General features: G+C 62.2%; 17 protein-coding genes. 10 read left to right on the top strand and 7 right to left on the bottom strand.

Annotated elements, in window-relative coordinates; genetic code table 11:
• Positions 1 to 38 precede the first annotated feature (38 nt).
• Together P7F60_RS06660 and P7F60_RS06665 are read right to left on the bottom strand one after the other, a co-directional pair.
• Positions 39 to 1,532 (bottom strand): UdgX family uracil-DNA binding protein, encoded by a 1,494-nt coding sequence (locus tag P7F60_RS06660; RefSeq protein ID WP_277917194.1) that lies wholly within the window; start codon positions 1,530 to 1,532, stop codon positions 39 to 41.
• Complete coding sequence (locus P7F60_RS06665; RefSeq protein WP_277916931.1) at positions 1,532 to 2,764, bottom strand: putative DNA modification/repair radical SAM protein; 1,233 nt, start codon at positions 2,762 to 2,764, stop codon at positions 1,532 to 1,534. The genes P7F60_RS06660 and P7F60_RS06665 overlap by 1 nt, the downstream gene beginning before the upstream one ends.
• Positions 2,765 to 3,022: 258 nt before the next feature.
• Here P7F60_RS06665 and greA point away from each other — a divergent pair, with 258 nt between their 5' ends.
• Both greA and P7F60_RS06675 read left to right on the top strand, forming a co-directional pair.
• On the top strand, positions 3,023 to 3,499 hold the full coding sequence (greA, locus tag P7F60_RS06670) for a transcription elongation factor GreA (protein WP_277916932.1): 477 nt from the start codon (positions 3,023 to 3,025) through the stop codon (positions 3,497 to 3,499).
• Positions 3,500 to 3,529: 30 nt separating this feature from the next.
• Complete coding sequence (locus P7F60_RS06675; RefSeq protein WP_277916933.1) at positions 3,530 to 4,615, top strand: glycosyltransferase family 4 protein; 1,086 nt, start codon at positions 3,530 to 3,532, stop codon at positions 4,613 to 4,615.
• On the opposite strand, the gene P7F60_RS06680 is transcribed toward P7F60_RS06675, so the two are convergent.
• Positions 4,612 to 5,076 carry an Lrp/AsnC family transcriptional regulator gene (locus P7F60_RS06680; RefSeq protein WP_277917195.1) on the bottom strand — a complete coding sequence of 155 codons (465 nt, stop codon included), beginning with the start codon at positions 5,074 to 5,076 and terminating at the stop codon, positions 4,612 to 4,614. The two genes, P7F60_RS06675 and P7F60_RS06680, sit on opposite strands and share 4 nt — an antisense overlap.
• Before the next feature lie 226 nt (positions 5,077 to 5,302).
• Between P7F60_RS06680 and trxB the strand changes: the two genes are divergently transcribed.
• From trxB to P7F60_RS06700, 4 genes are all read left to right on the top strand, one after another.
• Positions 5,303 to 6,277: a thioredoxin-disulfide reductase gene (gene trxB, locus P7F60_RS06685; protein ID WP_277916934.1), complete on the top strand. Its 975-nt coding sequence runs from the start codon at positions 5,303 to 5,305 to the stop codon at positions 6,275 to 6,277.
• An 80-nt stretch (positions 6,278 to 6,357) separates the two neighbouring features.
• Positions 6,358 to 7,254 (top strand): LysR family transcriptional regulator VtlR, encoded by an 897-nt coding sequence (locus tag P7F60_RS06690; RefSeq protein ID WP_277917196.1) that lies wholly within the window; start codon positions 6,358 to 6,360, stop codon positions 7,252 to 7,254.
• Between the two features lie 913 nt (positions 7,255 to 8,167).
• Complete coding sequence (locus P7F60_RS06695; protein ID WP_277917197.1) at positions 8,168 to 8,500, top strand: metalloregulator ArsR/SmtB family transcription factor; 333 nt, start codon at positions 8,168 to 8,170, stop codon at positions 8,498 to 8,500.
• Positions 8,501 to 8,529: 29 nt separating this feature from the next.
• Positions 8,530 to 9,642 (top strand): alkene reductase, encoded by a 1,113-nt coding sequence (locus P7F60_RS06700; RefSeq protein WP_277916935.1) that lies wholly within the window; start codon positions 8,530 to 8,532, stop codon positions 9,640 to 9,642.
• Between the two features lie 120 nt (positions 9,643 to 9,762).
• Here the strand turns inward: P7F60_RS06700 and P7F60_RS06705 are convergent, their stop codons facing one another.
• Positions 9,763 to 10,785 carry an NAD-dependent epimerase/dehydratase family protein gene (locus P7F60_RS06705; protein WP_277916936.1) on the bottom strand — a complete coding sequence of 341 codons (1,023 nt, stop codon included), beginning with the start codon at positions 10,783 to 10,785 and terminating at the stop codon, positions 9,763 to 9,765.
• Between the two features lie 91 nt (positions 10,786 to 10,876).
• Here P7F60_RS06705 and P7F60_RS06710 point away from each other — a divergent pair, with 91 nt between their 5' ends.
• Complete coding sequence (locus tag P7F60_RS06710; RefSeq protein WP_277916937.1) at positions 10,877 to 11,770, top strand: LysR family transcriptional regulator; 894 nt, start codon at positions 10,877 to 10,879, stop codon at positions 11,768 to 11,770.
• Here P7F60_RS06710 and P7F60_RS06715 read toward each other — a convergent pair whose 3' ends face one another.
• Positions 11,771 to 12,055 (bottom strand): DUF2188 domain-containing protein, encoded by a 285-nt coding sequence (locus P7F60_RS06715; protein ID WP_277916938.1) that lies wholly within the window; start codon positions 12,053 to 12,055, stop codon positions 11,771 to 11,773.
• 404 nt (positions 12,056 to 12,459) lie between these two features.
• Between P7F60_RS06715 and P7F60_RS06720 the strand changes: the two genes are divergently transcribed.
• Positions 12,460 to 13,551, top strand: a complete 1,092-nt coding sequence (locus P7F60_RS06720; protein WP_277916939.1) for a calcium:proton antiporter — start codon at positions 12,460 to 12,462, stop codon at positions 13,549 to 13,551.
• A gap of 61 nt (positions 13,552 to 13,612) precedes the next feature.
• Here the strand turns inward: P7F60_RS06720 and P7F60_RS06725 are convergent, their stop codons facing one another.
• Positions 13,613 to 14,815, bottom strand: a complete 1,203-nt coding sequence (locus P7F60_RS06725; RefSeq protein WP_277916940.1) for a pyridoxal phosphate-dependent aminotransferase — start codon at positions 14,813 to 14,815, stop codon at positions 13,613 to 13,615.
• 842 nt (positions 14,816 to 15,657) lie between these two features.
• Between P7F60_RS06725 and P7F60_RS06730 the strand changes: the two genes are divergently transcribed.
• Positions 15,658 to 15,873, top strand: a complete 216-nt coding sequence (locus P7F60_RS06730; protein WP_003494703.1) for a cold-shock protein — start codon at positions 15,658 to 15,660, stop codon at positions 15,871 to 15,873.
• A gap of 144 nt (positions 15,874 to 16,017) precedes the next feature.
• Positions 16,018 to 16,440: a BA14K family protein gene (locus tag P7F60_RS06735; protein WP_277917198.1), complete on the top strand. Its 423-nt coding sequence runs from the start codon at positions 16,018 to 16,020 to the stop codon at positions 16,438 to 16,440.
• Positions 16,441 to 16,499: 59 nt separating this feature from the next.
• Here the strand turns inward: P7F60_RS06735 and P7F60_RS06740 are convergent, their stop codons facing one another.
• Positions 16,500 to 17,141: an MBL fold metallo-hydrolase gene (locus P7F60_RS06740; protein WP_277917199.1), complete on the bottom strand. Its 642-nt coding sequence runs from the start codon at positions 17,139 to 17,141 to the stop codon at positions 16,500 to 16,502.
• Positions 17,142 to 17,149: the final 8 nt, after the last annotated feature.

Here is a 17,149-nt window from a genome sequence, read left to right on the forward strand (position 1 = left end):
TTGCAGATCCTCGGCACAAGGCCGAGGATGACGCCCGTTTAAGGAATCGCGAGTCGGGCACGGGGCAAAGCGTCCTCTTCGGTCATACTGGCGGCCTGCATCAGGCAGGTCACCGCCTTCAAATCCTCCAGAAAATTCCGCCACTCCACCTCTTTCTTCTGCGGATCGGGAATGCGCAGCAGATAGGACGGATGCACCGTGACGAACAGCGCCCGGTCGCCCTCCATCGCCAGGGTCTGACCGCGCACTTCCGACAGCGGCTTGCGCTCACCGGTCAGGGCCGCATAGGCGGTTGCACCGAGCGCGACGATCAACTTCGGCTTCACGAGGTCGATTTCCTGCGTCAGCCACCAGCGGCAATGTTCGATCTCCCCCATATTGGGCTTCTGGTGGATGCGGCGCTTGCCGCGCGGCTCGTATTTGAAATGCTTGACCGCATTGGTGACGTAGAGCCGCCGGCGATCCAGCCCAACCTCCCCCGCCGCGCGGTCGAACAGCTTTCCGGCCGGGCCAACGAAGGGGCGACCGGCGAGATCTTCCTGGTCGCCCGGCTGCTCGCCGACGATCATGACCTCGGCATCGCCGGGACCTTCGCCGAAAACGGTCTGCGTGGCGTGGCAATGCAGCGGGCAACGCGTGCAACCCATCGCCTGGTTCCGCAAGGCTTCCCAATTATTGGCAGGCACGGGCAAGGTTTCCGCCGGAAAGGAAGATTGCAGCCGGTCGTGGAACGGCAGGGGTGTGGTCGCCTGCCGCGCCGCCATTTCGGCGACCCGCGTTTCCGCCTCGGCAATAAGCTCGGGGATCAGCCGCGCCTCGGGCAGGTTCCTCCAGTATTTTTTCGGCATCTCCGCCTGCATCGCCTTCACCTTGAGGCGGGCGGGATTGAAGATGTTGGAATAATAGATGCGCCAAAGGTCGTCGGTCGCGTCTTCGGCCTCCGGCCTCGCAGCCGGCTCCGGCGTCACCGTCAGCCTTTCGCCGTCCCAGGCAGCCGAGCCCTTCGGCGTGGCGATCAGCCAATCCATGTCGGTGAAGCGCCGCTGAAAGAAAGGCGCGGTGCGGGCAACGATAAAATGCTCCGGCTCGAACCAGGCGACGAAGCGCCGGCGCGCGCCCGGCGGCGCGACGATCTCCCGAAACCGGACGAAGGCCGTCATCTTGTGGGCATCGCGGCGCACGGATTTTTCCATCGCCCGGGCAGCGGCCACATCCGCATCCGCATGCACCCTCAAGAGCAGGCGCTCCTCATGCACCAGTCGCCACAACAGCCGATACAGCAGCGCAAAACGCGCCGGATCGCTGTGACAGATGGCGGCGGCGGCGAGGTCGAGAAAGGCGGCCGGCACGGCAGACGTCTTTCCCGCGCCGCCCGCCGGCACCGGCAAGGCGTCGAAATCTAGCCGCGCCTCCGCAGCATCAAACACGCGCCAGTCCACTGCATCGGGAGCAATTCCAGCCTGCAACAGCGCGCGGGCGGCGTCGCGCCATGGCTCGAATGCACCCCTGCCCTCGATGACGGCGGCGTGGATCATAGCAGGCTGAGCTGTTGCGGTTTCGGTTCGAACATCGTTCGCAGGTCGGAGCGGTCGGTCAGCTTCAGCGGCGACCAGCCCTCGGCGGCAACGAAGGCCTTGACCTTGCGGATCGAAACCCCAAGCCGCGCCAGATCCTCCAGCCGCAGCCGCCTGTGCGGCCGGGCGGAGAGGATCGATTTCACCGCCTTGGTGCCGAGTCCAGGCACCCTTAGCAGCATTTCCCGCGCCGCGCGGTTGACATCGACCGGAAATTTTGCGCGATGCGCAAGCGCCCAGGCGAGTTTCGGATCGAGATCGAGATCCAGCATCCCATCCTCGCGCCCGGAAACAATCTCGTTGATATCGAAACCATAGAAACGATAAAGCCAGTCCGCCTGGTAGAGCCGATGTTCGCGCATCAGCGGCGGCTTGACGAGCGGCAGGTTACGCGAGGCATCGGGGATAGGGCTGAAGGCGGAATAATAGACGCGTTTCAAATCGTAGCTGCCATAGAGACGGGCGCTGGTCGAGAGAATTGCGGCATCACTGGCGCCATCGGCGCCGACGATCATCTGCGTGCTCTGCCCCGCCGGAACGAAGCGCTTGCGCCGGCCGGTCTGCAGGGTCGGCTCGCCGGCATCCTCGATCTTGAGCCTCAGATCGGCCATCGAGCGGCGGATATTGGCCGGTCGCTTTTCCGGCGCGAAGCGAGCAATACCGGCATCGGTCGGCAGTTCGATATTGATCGACAGGCGATCGGCATAAAGCCCCGCCTCTTCGATCAGCGCCGGCGAGGCCTCGGGGATGGTCTTGAGGTGGATATAGCCGCGAAAGCCATGGGTGATGCGCAAGGTCCGGGCGATGCGCACCATCTCTTCCATCGTATAATCGGAGGAGCGAATAATGCCGGAAGACAGAAACAGCCCCTCGATATAATTGCGCCGATAGAATTCGATCGTCAGCCAGACGACCTCTTCGGCGGTAAACCTTGCTCGTTCGACATTGCTGGAGGAGCGATTGACGCAATAGGCGCAGTCATAGATGCAGAAATTGGTCATCAGGATTTTCAGGAGGGAAATGCAGCGCCCGTCCGGGGCATAGGCATGGCAGATTCCGGAGCCTTCGGTCGAGCCCAGCCCGCCGCTTGCGGCCGAATCCCGTTTCGCCGTGCCGCTCGATGCGCAGGAGGCATCATATTTGGCGGCGTCGGACAGGATGGCAAGACGATCCTTCAGCGATTTCCTCATTATTTGTTCACTATATGTTCCTTGTCGATGCGTCAAGCCATCATCGCTGAAATTGCTGAAAAGCAAGCGACATCAAGGGAGAAGCTCAGGCGTCGTAAAAGGGCGCTTCCGGTACGGTTGCGAATTTTCTGGCCTTTTCGCCCTGCACTCTGCTATAACCGTTCAAATTGGTTTGTGACATGGTTCCGAAGTTCCGCTTCGGAACCTGTTTCTTTTTGTGTCCGCCAATGAGCGATACGAGGTTCGAAGGACAGCAAAATGGTTGATAAGGTACCGATGACACAGGGCGGGTTCGTCAAGCTGCAGGAAGAACTGCGCTGGCGCCAACAGGAAGAGCGCCCGCGAATCATCGAAGCGATCGCGGAAGCGCGCGCCCATGGCGACCTCTCGGAAAACGCCGAATACCATGCCGCCAAGGAAGCGCAGAGCCACAATGAAGGCCGCGTCGGCGAGCTGGAAGATCTGATCGCCCGCGCCGAAGTCATCGATCTCTCGAAAATGTCCGGCTCGACCATCAAGTTCGGCGCCACCGTCAAGCTGGTCGACGAGGATACCGAGGAAAAGAAGACCTACCAGATCGTCGGCGATCAGGAAGCCGATGTGAAGGCCGGCCGCATCTCCATTTCCTCGCCGATCGCCCGCGCGCTGATCGGCAAGGAAGTCGGCGATTCCATCGAGGTCAATGCGCCCGGCGGCTCAAAGGCCTACGAAATCCTGGCGATTTCCTGGGGCTGAGACCAACCGGACCGGCCAACGGAGTGTCGTGTGAGTGATGTGAGCGAGGTCGAGATCGTCGCGCCGAACTTCAAGCGGCGGCTGTCGGGAGTGACCTCGACGATCATCCAGCTGGTGCCGGTGCAGGCGCGACTCGGCCAGCGCATCGCCACACTCGGCCCCGGCCTGCCCGCCGGCCTGCCGTGTATCTCTTTTTCCGATCTCCTGCGTTTCTGGACGCCGCCTTCACGGCGGCGTCGGCGCGTCTGGCATGCCCGCCGCAACATCGAGATGCTGCCGGCGCTCATGCTGCGCGACCTCCTGCGCATGCCGCTGAAGATCGTCTTCACCTCCGCCTCGCAGCGGCGCCATAGCGGCTGGACGAAATTTCTGGTTGGCCGCATGGATGCGGTGATCGCCACCAGCGCCCGCACCGCCGCTTACCTCACGGTCCCCAACACCGTCATCCGCCACGGCATCGACACCACGCGGTTCTCCCCGCCTGCCGACCGGGGCGCGGCAAAAAGCGCGCTCGGCCTCGATCCGGCGAAGAAAGTTGCCGGCTGCTTCGGTCGCGTCCGCCATCAGAAGGGCACGGATCTGTTCGTCGATGCGATGATCCGCCTGCTGCCCGCGCGGCCGGACTGGATCGCCGTCATCGCCGGCCGCGCCACCGCCAAGCATGCCGGCTTCGAAACCGAATTGAAGCAGCGCGTCGCGGCGGCGGGATTGGCGGATCGTATCCTGTTCGTCGGCGAGCACACCAATATCAATGACTGGTATCGTGCATTGGACCTGTTCATCGCCCCGCAGCGCTGGGAAGGGTTCGGCCTGACGCCGCTGGAAGCCATGGCCAGCGCCGTGCCTGTGGTCGCGACCGATGTCGGTGCCTTCCCGGAACTGGTGATTTACGGTAAATCGGAGATCGGCGCCGTCATTCCCGCCGCCGATCTCGACGCCATGGCAGCGACAAGCGCCGCCTTCATGGATGACGACGCCCGCCGCGAACAGGCGGGCGCGCGCGGACGCGATCACGTCATCGAGAATTTCAGCATCGAGGGCGAGGCCCTGGCGATCGGCGCCATCTATGAAGCGCTGCTGCGCGGAGAGCCGTTACCGGCCCTCACTCCGGCCTAGATTTCCACCAGCCCGATCTTTTTGACCTGGCGGATGGTCAGCATGGTGCGCACCGTGTCCACATGCTCGTTGGCGGTCAGCACCTCGATCACGAAATCCTGGAAATGCGTCAGGTTTTCGGCCACGCAATGCAGCAGGAAGTCGCTGTCGCCCGAAACCATCCACGCCTGGCGCACCAACAGCCATTCGGTGGTCGCGGCCGCAAAGGCCTTGAGATTGGCCTCGGACTGGTGTTTAAGCCCGACCATGCAGAAGGCAACGAGGTCGAAGCCGAGCGCCGGCGCATTCAGCATCGCGTGATAGCCCTCGACGATGCCCGATTCTTCAAGCTTGCGCACCCGCCGCAGGCAGGGGGGCGCGGAGATGCCGACGCGGTCGGCCAGTTCTACATTGGTGATCCGCCCGTCGCGTTGCAATTCGCGCAGGATTTTAAGGTCAATGGCATCGAGTTCGGCACGCACCGGAAAGGTCTCCAGAATCTTTTCGTTTCTTTTAAACGAAGTCGCGAGATACGCAAGAATGTGTCCCTGTTGCGACCGATTATTACCGCGTGCCAAAAGCCCTGTTATTAACGCAACCCTGCCCTTGAATATTTGCATGGAGCAATCGTAAACTGAGCCCCATATACGGGCGGCTTCATGCCTGACGCGCCGGCGCGAGCGCGCGACGAATTCGAAAGGAACGATTATGAACGCCCGTCATACCAAGGTCCTGATCATCGGATCCGGCCCGGCCGGCTATACGGCCGCCATCTACGCGGCGCGTGCCATGCTGAAGCCGGTGCTGATCGCTGGCATGGAGCAAGGCGGCCAGTTGATGATCACCACCGATGTCGAGAATTATCCGGGCTATGCCGAGCCCGTCCAAGGTCCGTGGATGATGGAGCAGATGCTCAAGCAGGCGACCCATGTCGGTGCCGAGATCGTCAACGACCTCGTGACCTCGGTCGAACTCTCCCATCGCCCCTTCTCGGTGAAGACCGATTCGGGTGAAAACTGGACCGCGGATACGCTGATCATCGCCACCGGCGCCAAGGCCAAGTGGCTGGGAATCGAAAGCGAGCAGCACTTCCAGGGGTTCGGCGTTTCCGCCTGCGCCACCTGCGACGGCTTCTTCTATCGCAACCGCGATGTGATCGTGGTCGGCGGTGGCAATTCCGCCGTCGAGGAGGCGCTGTATCTGTCGAACATCGCCCGCAGCGTGACGGTTGTGCATCGCCGAGAGGGCTTCCGCGCCGAAAAAATCCTGCAGGAACGGCTGTTTGCCAAGGAGAACGTCAAAATTCTCTGGAACACCGAGATTGCCGAAATCACCGGCACGCCGGCCAAACCGCCGATGCCGCCGTCGGTCACCGGCGCCAGGCTGCGCGATACGAAAACCAGCGCCATCACCGAAATGCCGATCGACGGCGTCTTCGTCGCCATCGGCCATGCGCCGGCGGTCGAACTGTTCAAGGACCAGATCAGGCTGAAATCGAACGGCTATATCTGGACGGCGCCGGATTCGACGGCGACCACCGTCGAGGGCGTTTTCGCCGCCGGCGACGTCACCGACGACACCTTCCGGCAGGCGATCACCGCCGCCGGCATGGGCTGCATGGCGGCGCTCGAGGCCGAGCGCTATCTCGCCGGCATCGAAACCGTGGCCATCGCGGCCGAGTAGAGTTGCGCATTTCCGGGGTGGAAAACCGTTAAACACTTTTCCAGGAAATGCTTTAAGGGGGAATCATGAGGGGCGCAGGAATGCCGCTGGACTGGGACAAGCTGCGGATTTTTCATGCCGCGGCGGAGGCCGGTTCGTTCACCCATGCGGCCGACAAGCTGCACCTCTCGCAATCCGCCATCAGCCGTCAGGTCAGCGCGCTGGAGCAGGATGTCGGCGTCAAGCTCTTCCATCGCCATGCGCGCGGCCTGATCCTCACAGAACAGGGCGAACTGCTGTACCGCACCGCCCATGAAGTGCTGCTCAAGCTTGAAACCGTGAAGATGCAACTCACGGAAACCACGGAGAAGCCAAGCGGCCGCCTGCGCGTCACCACGACGGTCGGGCTCGGCCAGGGCTGGCTGACCGACAAGATTCAGGAATTCCTGCAGCTTTACCCGGATGTGCAGATCCAACTGATCCTCGACAACGAGGAACTGGACGTCAACATGCGCCATGCCGATTGCGCCATCCGCCTGCGCCAGCCGCAGCAATCGGACCTTATCCAGCGCAAGCTGTTCACCGTGCATATGCACGTCTATGCCGCCCCCTCCTATATCAACCGCTATGGCGAGCCGCAGTCGATCGAGGACCTGGACAATCACCGGATCATCTCCTTCGGCGAACCGGCGCCGAACTATCTGCTCGACGTCAACTGGCTGGAAGTCGCCGGGCGTTCGTCGGACAACAAGCGGGTGCCGCACCTGCAAATCAACAGCCAGACTTCGATCAAGCGCGCCTGCCTGCTCGGCATCGGCATCGCCTGCCTGCCGGATTATATCGTCGGGCGCGATCCGGGCCTCATCCAGCTCGCCATCAATGCCGATGTGCCGTCCTTCGACACCTATTTCTGCTATCCCGACGAAATGAAGAACGCCGCAAAGCTGAAGGCATTCCGCGATTTCATCGTTTCCAAGGCCCGCAACTGGAATTTTTAAAAAGCAGGTTTGCGTCGCCTCCGCAGCACGGACGCCCGTGACACAACCCGATATTATCGATTGATTACATGGATTTATCGCAGTTTTCCGAGGCTAAAAACAACTTTCGCGACAGTTTTCATCGATCGCCACGCCTGGAGAGTTGCGGTTTCCGCATGACAGCCATGCGCAAATGCCTCTTGAAACCTGCCTGAATACACACCATATCACCCTCAGCTGATGCATATGGCGGCTTTTTCCTCCCAGTGCCGCCGCAGCAGCTGTTCCCCTCTGGAGGTTGAAGAACCTTCACACTTACGGGCCGCGGAATTTTCCGGCGGCCCATTTTTTTTGCTCTCTTGCGTTCAGTCTGGCTTACGCTGCCGTCCGCAATGCGAGTGACGATTTTACCAGATGGTCAAAAAATGCATGGCCGCCCCGCGTTTTCGTTCATTGTGCCCTGCACAAAAATCAACCATATTGCACCCAGCTAATGCACATGGCGGTTTTCCTCCCAGTGCCGCCGCACTAGCTGTTCCCCTCTGGAGGTTGAAGAACCTTCACACTTAAAAGGGCCTTGGAGACACTCCAATGGCCCTCTTTTTTTGCCAGCGATGCCAGTTTCTTTACCAACCGGTTAAAAATGCATGGCTGCCCTGCGTTTTCGCTCGTTGTGCCCTGCACAAAAATCGACCATATGAAAGGCAGCTAATGCACATGGCGGCTTTTTCCTCCCAGTGCCGCCGCACTAGCTGTTCCCCTCTGGAGGTTGAAGAACCTTCACACTTAAAAGGGCCTTGGAGACACTCCAACGGCCCTCTTTTTTTGCCCGCATTTCTTCTGCGCCATCCATCGATCACGCTGTCGTGAGTTGCCATATCGAAGTTCATCGATACATATATCGATAAATCGCGATATATCATTGAGCCGCATGATGAACACCGACGACATCCTCAAGGCGCTCGCCCACCCTGCCCGGCTGCAGATCCTGCTGTGGTTGCGCGAACCGGAACTGCATTTTTCCAGCCAGACGCATCCGCTCGACCTCGGCGTGTGCGCCAGCCAGTTCGAGCGTTGCGGATTGTCGCAATCGACGGTGTCGTCGCATCTGGCCGTGCTGCAACGCGCTGGCCTTGTGACGTCGCAGCGGCTCGGCCAGTGGATTTTCTATCGCCGCAACGAAGCCACCATCGCCGCCTTTCTGGCGGAGCTGTCGAGCCTCCTCGAATCCGGCGAAAGCCGGCCCCTCCCAACCCGATCCGAATGACCAACCGAATTTCAATGAAAGGTCAGACAATGACGAGCCTCTTCGATCCCATCACCATTGGGGATATCGCCCTTGCCAACCGCGTCGTCATGGCGCCGCTGACGCGCAACCGCTCTCCGAACGCCATTCCCAACGATCTGCAGGTGGAATATTACCGCCAGCGCGCCGGCGCCGGCCTGATCATCACCGAGGGCACGCCGATCACCCAGCAGGGCCAGGGCTATGCCGATGTCCCCGGCCTCTACAAGCCGGAAGCCATCGCCGGCTGGAAGAAGGTAACCGACGCAGTGCATGCGGCGGGCGGCAAGATCGTCACCCAGATCTGGCATGTCGGCCGCGTCTCGCATGTCAGCCTGCAGCCGGGCGGCGCCCCGCCGGTCGCGCCCTCGGCGATCACCGCCAAGAGCAAAACCTATGTCATCGACGACAAGGGCAACGGCACCTTCACCGAGACTTCGGCGCCGCGCGCGCTCGGCACGGAAGAAATCGCCGGCATCGTCGATGATTTCCGCAAGGGCGCCCGCGCCGCCATCGAGGCCGGCTTCGACGGCATCGAACTGCATGCCGCCAATGGCTACCTGATCGACCAGTTCCTGCGCTCGGGCACCAACCACCGCACCGACCAGTATGGCGGCTCGATCGAGAACCGCGCCCGCTTCGTGCTTGAGGTGGTCGAGGCCGTGACCCGCGAGATCGGCGGCGGCCGCGTCGGCATCCGCCTGTCGCCGGTAACACCCGCCAATGACGCCTCCGAACCCGATCCGCAGCCGATCTTCAATCATGTGGCTGAAAAGCTGGCCGCTTTCGGCCTCGCCTATATTCATGTGATCGAAGGGGCGACCGGCGGTGCGCGCGACTACCAGCAGGGCGACAAGCCCTTCGATTACGCCGCCTTTAAGCAGGCCCACCGCGCCGCCGGCGGCAAGGCCGCCTGGATGGTCAACAACGGTTATGACCGAGAAAGCGCTGCGGACGCCGTCGAAAGCGGTCGCGCCGACCTCGTTGCCTTTGGCAGACTGTTCATCGCCAATCCCGACCTCGTGCGCCGCTTGCGCGAACACGCCGCCCTCAACGAGCCGGACCGCAATACCTTTTACGGCGGCAAGGAAGCCGGCTACACCGACTATCCGGCGCTGGCCTGAGATTTCCAGATCTATTCCACGCATGCTCGGGCGTGTCCCAGCATGACGTGGAAAGAGACGAAAGCTTTACGATCAATCCAACCGGCCCTCAAAACAAGGGCCGGTTTTCATTTGCAGGCATCAAGCGGGCAGCCGCAGCGAAGGCTGGCGGCCTGCGTGCGCCGGGGGAGCCGGCGGCAGGCAATCGAGTGCGGTGAGCGTCGTGCGCATGGCTTCGTCCAGCGGGGTGCATGGTTCCTGGCCGAGGAAGGCGACGAGCCTGTCGTTGCGCATCCGCACCGGCATCTGCCAGAGATAGCGGATCTCGCGCAATTCGCGGAAGAACGGCACGAAGGGTGCGGCAAGCGGCAGCAGCCACCACGGAAAGGATTTGACCCTGGGCGGCGCGCCGGCCGCCCGGCCGATGGCGGCGATCAACTGCGTACCGTCCGCATCCCAGAAACCTTCCATCTGGAATTCGGCGAAATCCGGCAGTTCGGCACGGCGATCGACCAGGCGCATCATGGTTTCGGCGACATCCGGGAGGTATGCCCATTGGTGGCCGACGCCCTTGCGGCCGGGATAGGTGACGGAACGCACCGGCTTGCCCGGCGTCACCAGCAATTGCCCGAACCAGTTGTTGGCGGCATTCGGCCCAAAATAATCGCCGGCGCGGACGATCAGCACCGGCACGCCGGTGGCCGACGCCGCCCGCAACCGCTTTTCCATGCGGGCGCGCACCGCGCCCTTGCCGGTCACCGGATGCTGCGCGCTGTCCTCCGTCAGGTTCGGCAACGCATCCGGCCCGAAATTGTAGATCGTGCCGGGAAACAGGATGCGGGCGCCAACGGCGCGCGCCGCGGCGATGGTGTTTTCCAGCATCGGCAGCGACAGCTTGTCCCAGCCGCGATAGCCGGGCGGATTGACGGCATGGACGATCAGGCACACGCCCTCCGCAGCCGCCAGCACCGCGCCGGCATCCATGGCATCGCCGGAAACCCATGAAATCTCCGGCCGCTTGCGCGCCATTTCCTGTGGCGCGCGGCGGGTCAATGCCCTCACCCGCCAGCCCCGAGACAGCAGCGCCCCGGTGACCGCGCCGCCGATGCCGCCGGTCGCGCCCAGGACCAAGGCCGTTGCCACCTGTTGCGTGTTCTGCGTCATGACCGTCATCTCCATTGTCGATGAAGCCAGTATCGTCCAATCCGCGATAAACGAAATTGCGGAAAATTCTGGCGCTGCTATACAAAAATGCATGGCAACGGATCTTTCGAACTGGGACTGGTATCGCACCTTTCTGGCGGTGCTGGAGGAAGGGTCGCTTTCGGCTGCCGCCCGCGCGCTCGGCCTGACTCAGCCGACTGCCGGCCGCCACATCGAGGCGCTGGAGCGCCATCTCGGCCTGCCGCTGTTTACCCGCTCGCAACAGGGCCTGCTGCCGACCGAGGCGGCACGTCGATTGCAGCCGCAGGCGAAGCTGATGGCGACCACCGCCGCCTCGCTCATGCGCATGGCGAGCGGCGAACGCGACGGCATCTCGGGCACCGTGCGCATCAGCGCCAGCGATGTCGTCGGCGTCGAGGTGCTGCCGCCGATCCTAGCCGCGCTGCAGGGCGAACACCCCGGCCTGACGGTCGAATTGTCGCTCTCTGACAAAATCGAAGATCTGCTGCGCCGCGAGGCGGATATCGCCGTGCGCATGACCGCGCCGAGGCAGGAGGTGCTGCTGGTGCGCACTGTCGGCCCTGTTGCGCTCGGCCTGCATGCGCGCCGTGACTATCTCGACCGGCACGGCATGCCTGAAACCCCCAACGATCTCGCCCGCCACCGGCTGATCGGCTTCGACCGGGAGACGGCCTTCATCCGCGCGGCGATGGACGCGCTGCCGATGCTGTCGGGCCTGAGCTTCGCCTTTCGCAGCGACAACAATCTGGCGCAGCTTGCCGCCATCCGCGCCGGCATGGGCATAGGCCTTTGCCAGGTGCCGCTGGCGCGCCGCGAGCCCGATCTCGTGCGCCTGTTCGCGAAAGAAATCGACCTGCCGCTCGAAACTCATGTCGTCATGCATGAGGACATGAAAAGCGCGCGCCGCTGCCGGCTCGTCTTCGATGCCCTGGTTCAGGGCCTGAAGACGTTCATCGCGTCCTGATCAGGCGTCGGTGGACCCGGCGCGAAAGGCGCGGCCGCGGAACATCGCGTCGACGATCTCCGGCTCCGGCCGGTCGCTGCCGTCGTCATATTCGCGCTTCCAGACGCCGTCCTTGTCCTGGTAGCTGATGACCGAGGCCTCGCCGGCAACGCTCTGCTCGGCCGCGACGATGCGCACTGCTTCGAGCGCCTCCGCATGCGAGCGAAACGCCTCCGAATAAACGTCGCCGAGCCGATAGGCCCAGCCACCGTCATGCGGCACCACTTCATAAACCACTTTAACCATTCCGTTCACCTCCTTCGAACCGGTGACGCGCCGCGCCGGATCCGGCGATGGAAACACGCGACCTCATCGCCCGGCATCCGCCGTCCACGATCCGGGCACTCCGATCCCGGACAATGCGCCAAAAGCCCCATGACGGCGTGGAAAGGCCCGCCATGGCGTCCGCCCGGGCGGCCACGCCAGGGATGGAGACGCGGGCCGCGAGGGCTCGGCAGCGCCCGCCGCTCAGCGAAGCGGGCAGACTGCGATCGGCCTTGTCCGCCGACGGGTAAGACCCACCGCGAACGGCCTGAACGAGACCGACTATCTCATCAAAATCCGACAACTGCAAATACTCCCCGCCCGGGCTTGCAGCGACCCGCCCGTGCCTTACATTGCCGGACACAAGAGAGGACCGACGCCACATCATGCTGACTATCGCCAGACAGGAACGCCTGCTTCTCCTGCCGGTTCTCGGCGCCATCCTTGCCATGCTGTTCGAGCACCAGCTCGTCGAGGCCGGCCGGCTGGTGGCGCTGCTTGCCGCGGGCGGCCTGATCGTGCTGATCGTCATCGCTTCGATGCGGGTCGCCCATCAGGCCGAGGTGCTGGCCGTCAAGGTCGGCGACCCCTACGGCACCATGATCCTGACGCTCTCAGCCGTGCTGGTCGAGGTGATCATCCTGGCGATCATGATGAACAACCAGGAGTCGCCGACGCTGGTGCGCGACACGATCTACGCAGCGGTCATGCTGGATATCAACGGTATTCTCGGCCTCGCTGCCCTGCTTGGCGGCATCAAGCATGGCGAGCAGCCCTATAACGACGACAGCGGCAAGACCTACAGCGTCATGATCCTGACGGCGATGGGCATTTCCATGGTGGTGCCGGAATTCGTACCCGTCGACAAATGGCATTACTATTCCGCATTCACCATCGTCGCGATGATCGCGCTCTACACCCTTTTCCTGCGCATGCAGGTGGGGCAGCACAGCTATTTCTTCTCCTATGCCTATCCGCGACGCGAAAGGACCGGCGCAGGCCCACATGAACAAGAAGAGGAAAGCTCGACGACGGCGGCTGTCGCCATCATCCTGTTCGGCGTCATCCTCATCGGCGTGCTGGCGGAAACCATGTCGGCGCTGCTCAATCACGGGCTGGAAGGCAGCGGCGCGCCGCCGGCGCTGATGGCGATCGTTGTCGCCGCCATTTCCGCCGCCCCCGAAATCATGACCGCGATGCGCGCCGCCTTGCGCAACCGGATGCAGGCCGTGGTCAACATCGCGCTCGGCGCGTCTTTGTCGACGGTGATCCTCACCGTTCCGGTGATGGAGGCCATCGCGCTCTATACCGGCCAGCCCTTCGTCATGGCCATGACCCCGACCCAGACGGTCATGGTCGGCATCACCCTGATCGCCGCCGCCATCAACCTCAACGACGGCGAGACCAACGCCATCGAGGGCATGACGCATTTCATCCTGTTCGCCACCTTCATCATGCTGACGGCCATAGGGTTGTAATCAACAAAAAAGCGGGCGGGACCGATGGGCCCGCCCGCCTGAACGATAAAAAAGACGGTGCTTACTTGCAGTTGGCGCAGAAACGCTGGATGCGCTTGCAGGCTTCTTCCAACAGCTCTTCCGAGGTGGCGTAGGAAATGCGGAAGTTCGGACCGAGGCCGAAGGCCGAGCCATGGACGACGGCGACGCCTTCCGATTCCAGCAGTTCCGAAACGAAATCCTCATCCGTCTCGATGACCTTGCCGCTCGGCGCGGTCTTGCCGATCAGGCCGGCGCAGGACGGATAGACATAGAAGGCGCCTTCCGGCGACGGGCACGAAATGCCCTTGGCCTGGTTCAGCATCGAGACGACCAGATCGCGGCGGCCTTCGAACACCTTCTTGTTCTTCGGAATGAAGTCCTGGGTGCCGTTCAGCGCCTCGACGGCGGCCCACTGGGCAATCGAGGTGGCGCCCGAGGTCTGCTGGCCCTGGATCATGTCCATGGCCTTGATCAGCTGCAGGGGACCTGCGGCATAGCCGATGCGCCAGCCGGTCATGGCATAGGCCTTGGAAACGCCGTTCATGGTCAGCGTGCGGTCGTAGAGCTTCGGCTCGACCTCGACCGGGGTGGCGAACTTGAAGTCGCCATAGGTCAGGTGCTCATACATGTCGTCGGTCAGGATCCAGACATGCGGATGCTTGAGCAGCACGTCGGTCAGCGCCTTCAGCTCGTCATGGGAATAGGCCGCGCCCGAGGGGTTGGACGGCGAGTTGAAGACGAACCACTTAGTCTTCGGGGTGATCGCCTTGTCCAGATCCTCGGCCTTCAGCTTGAAATTGTTTTCCTGGGTGGTCGCCACGAACACCGGCGTGCCGCCGCACAGCGAGACCATTTCCGGATAGGAAACCCAGTAAGGGGTCGGGATGACGACTTCGTCGCCCGGGTTCAGCGTCGCCATGAAGGCGTTGAACAGGATCTGCTTGCCGCCGGTGCCGACGATGGTCTGCTCCGCAGTATAGTCGAGATTGTTCTCGCGCTTGAACTTGGCGGCAATCGCCTTGCGCAGTTCCGGGATACCGGAAACCGGCGTATACTTCGTCTCGCCGCGATTGATCGCGTCGATGGCCGCCTGCTTGATGTTGTCTGGCGTATCGAAATCCGGCTCGCCGGCACCGAGACCGATCACGTCGCGTCCCTTGGCTTTCAGCTCGCGCGCTTTCTGGGACACGGCGATGGTGGCGGAAGGCTTTACACGAGAAAGGGCGTCGGCAAGGAAGGCCATGGTGATCGATCCTGGATCTGTTGAAAACCGCCGGATTGTCTGGCTCGGACGCCAGGGCCGGCGTGATGCTCTATGTCGGACTTGGCCCGGTCTTTCAAGCATAAACGCGTTACAGTGACAGGATTTTCGCCCCCGCCCCGAGGCCGGCGCGCTGCGCCGGCATTCGGCGATGCGGAAATCGACCCGCGCGCGGCGAAAAAATCCTATCCGATCTGCGCATCTGGACCTGTGGCTGAAACTGGCCGCCGGACAGTCGCATTTCGCGCCCTGATGGATAAGGGCCTGCCGGCCAGCGGCGACAACTACGGCCAGTCAGACCGCTGTAAACGCACCGGTTTTGACCGAAATCCTGTGGAATTTTACGGTTAAACAATCCTCCGCCCCGGTCATCGTGATTTTCTGGAAAACACGCGTCGAGGGTGGAAGACGCGATTTTATTGCGTTTTCGGGACAGAAATGCATCGCTGGCGATCGTTTTTGTCCCCTTGCGCGGCAATTTTGATCCGTGCAGTGTAGAACCGTTGAAAAGATCGCCATGGCGAGACGCCCTCCGCACAGGGACATCGTAAAAGTTTTGCTTGCCAATTTTTAATAATGGCCTCACTGTGCGACTGTTCGGGCATTTTACGAACATTGGGAAGACCTTAACAATGAATGCGCGCCGGAGACGCAAGAAGATCCGGGCGATCCAGTGAAGACGATCCCATGGGAAAGTCGTTTCACGGTTCGCGGTAACACGGGACCCTTTCCTCACATTTCGAGAACTGCCTGCCCCACGCCCGCTAGGGCAAGATAGTAATGCTGCCCGGTCTGACACGGGCAGAGAGAAAAGGACCTGACGCATGGCCGAGACTGGCACTGTAAAATTCTTCAATACCGATAAGGGCTTCGGCTTCATCAAACCGGACAACGGTGGCGCCGATATCTTCGTGCATATTTCCGCCGTTCAGGCTTCCGGCCTGTCGGGACTGTCTGAAAACCAGAAGGTAAGCTTCGACACGGAACCGGATCGTCGTGGCAAGGGCCCGAAGGCCGTCAATCTGCAGATCGCCGGCTGAGCCTCCGCCGAGGCATTTTATTTCGAGTTGAAGCCCGGCAGAAATGCCGGGTTTTGTCATTCAGGCTTCGTTCAGGATGGCGAGCATAGGGTTGGCTTCATCGAAAGGGCCGACACGGTCGCCCGCTGAACGAGGAAAAGAATGATGCATGCGATGATCAAATCCGCCGTTCTGTCCGTTGCCGTCGCGGCGGCGACGTTGACGTCGATCGCACCGGCAACAGCTGGGGATTATTACCGCCGCCATCATCACGGTGATGGCGTGGCGCTCGGCGCGGCAGGCCTTGCCGCCGGCGTGCTGCTCGGCTCGGCGCTTGCCAGCCGCCCGCGTTATGTCGAGGAAGGCCCCGTCTATGTCGAACCCGACTACGTGGAGCCGGTTCCGGTCTATCAGCCCCGCGCCCGCGTCTATGTCGAGGATCCCGGCTATGTTCAGCCGGTGCGCGAATTGCGCCCCTGGTCGCCGGCCTGGCGCCGGTACTGCTCGCAGCGCTATCGCAGCTTCGACCCCGGCACAGGCACCTTCATCGGCTATGATGGCCGTGAGCACTTCTGCACCGTCGGCTGAGCCGAAACGGAGCGACGACGATCCCATGCGCCGGCCGAAAGCCGGCGCTTTTTGTTTGTTCATATCCCACGCAGGAAAGGATTGGTGCGGCGCTCTTCGCCGATCTGGCCGCCGGGGCCGTGACCGCAGATGAAGCCGACCTGATCGCCGAGTGGCAGAACCTTGTCGCGGATCGAATCCAGCAATTGCCGGTGATCGCCGCCGGGAAGGTCCGTGCGGCCGATCGAGCCGCTGAACAGCACGTCGCCGAGATGGGCAAAGCCCTGTTTGCGGTTGAAATAGATGACATGGCCGGGCGCGTGACCGGGGCAATGATAAACCTCGAAGACATGGTCGCCGAAGGACACCGTGTCGCCGTCGTCAAGCCACTGGTCCGGCACGACGTTGCGCACCGCCATCGGCACGTTGAACATCTTCGACTGCTTTTCGAGGCCGCTGAGCAGCGGCAGGTCGTCCTTGTGCGGGCCGATGACCTTGACGCCGAGCGCCTCGCGCAATTCGTCGGCGCCACCGGCGTGGTCGATATGGCCATGGGTCAGCCAGATCGCCTTGACGTCGATGCCGTTCTCCTTGAGCACTTGCAGGATGACCTCGACATCACCGCCGGGATCGACGACGACGCCTTCCTTGGTGTCGGTGTCGAACAGCACCGTGCAATTCTGCTGGAAGGGAGTAACCGGGACGACCCCGGCCTGTAGCATGCCCATAC

The organism is Rhizobium sp. YJ-22 (assembly GCF_029601685.1).
Taxonomy (GTDB): domain Bacteria; phylum Pseudomonadota; class Alphaproteobacteria; order Rhizobiales; family Rhizobiaceae; genus Metarhizobium.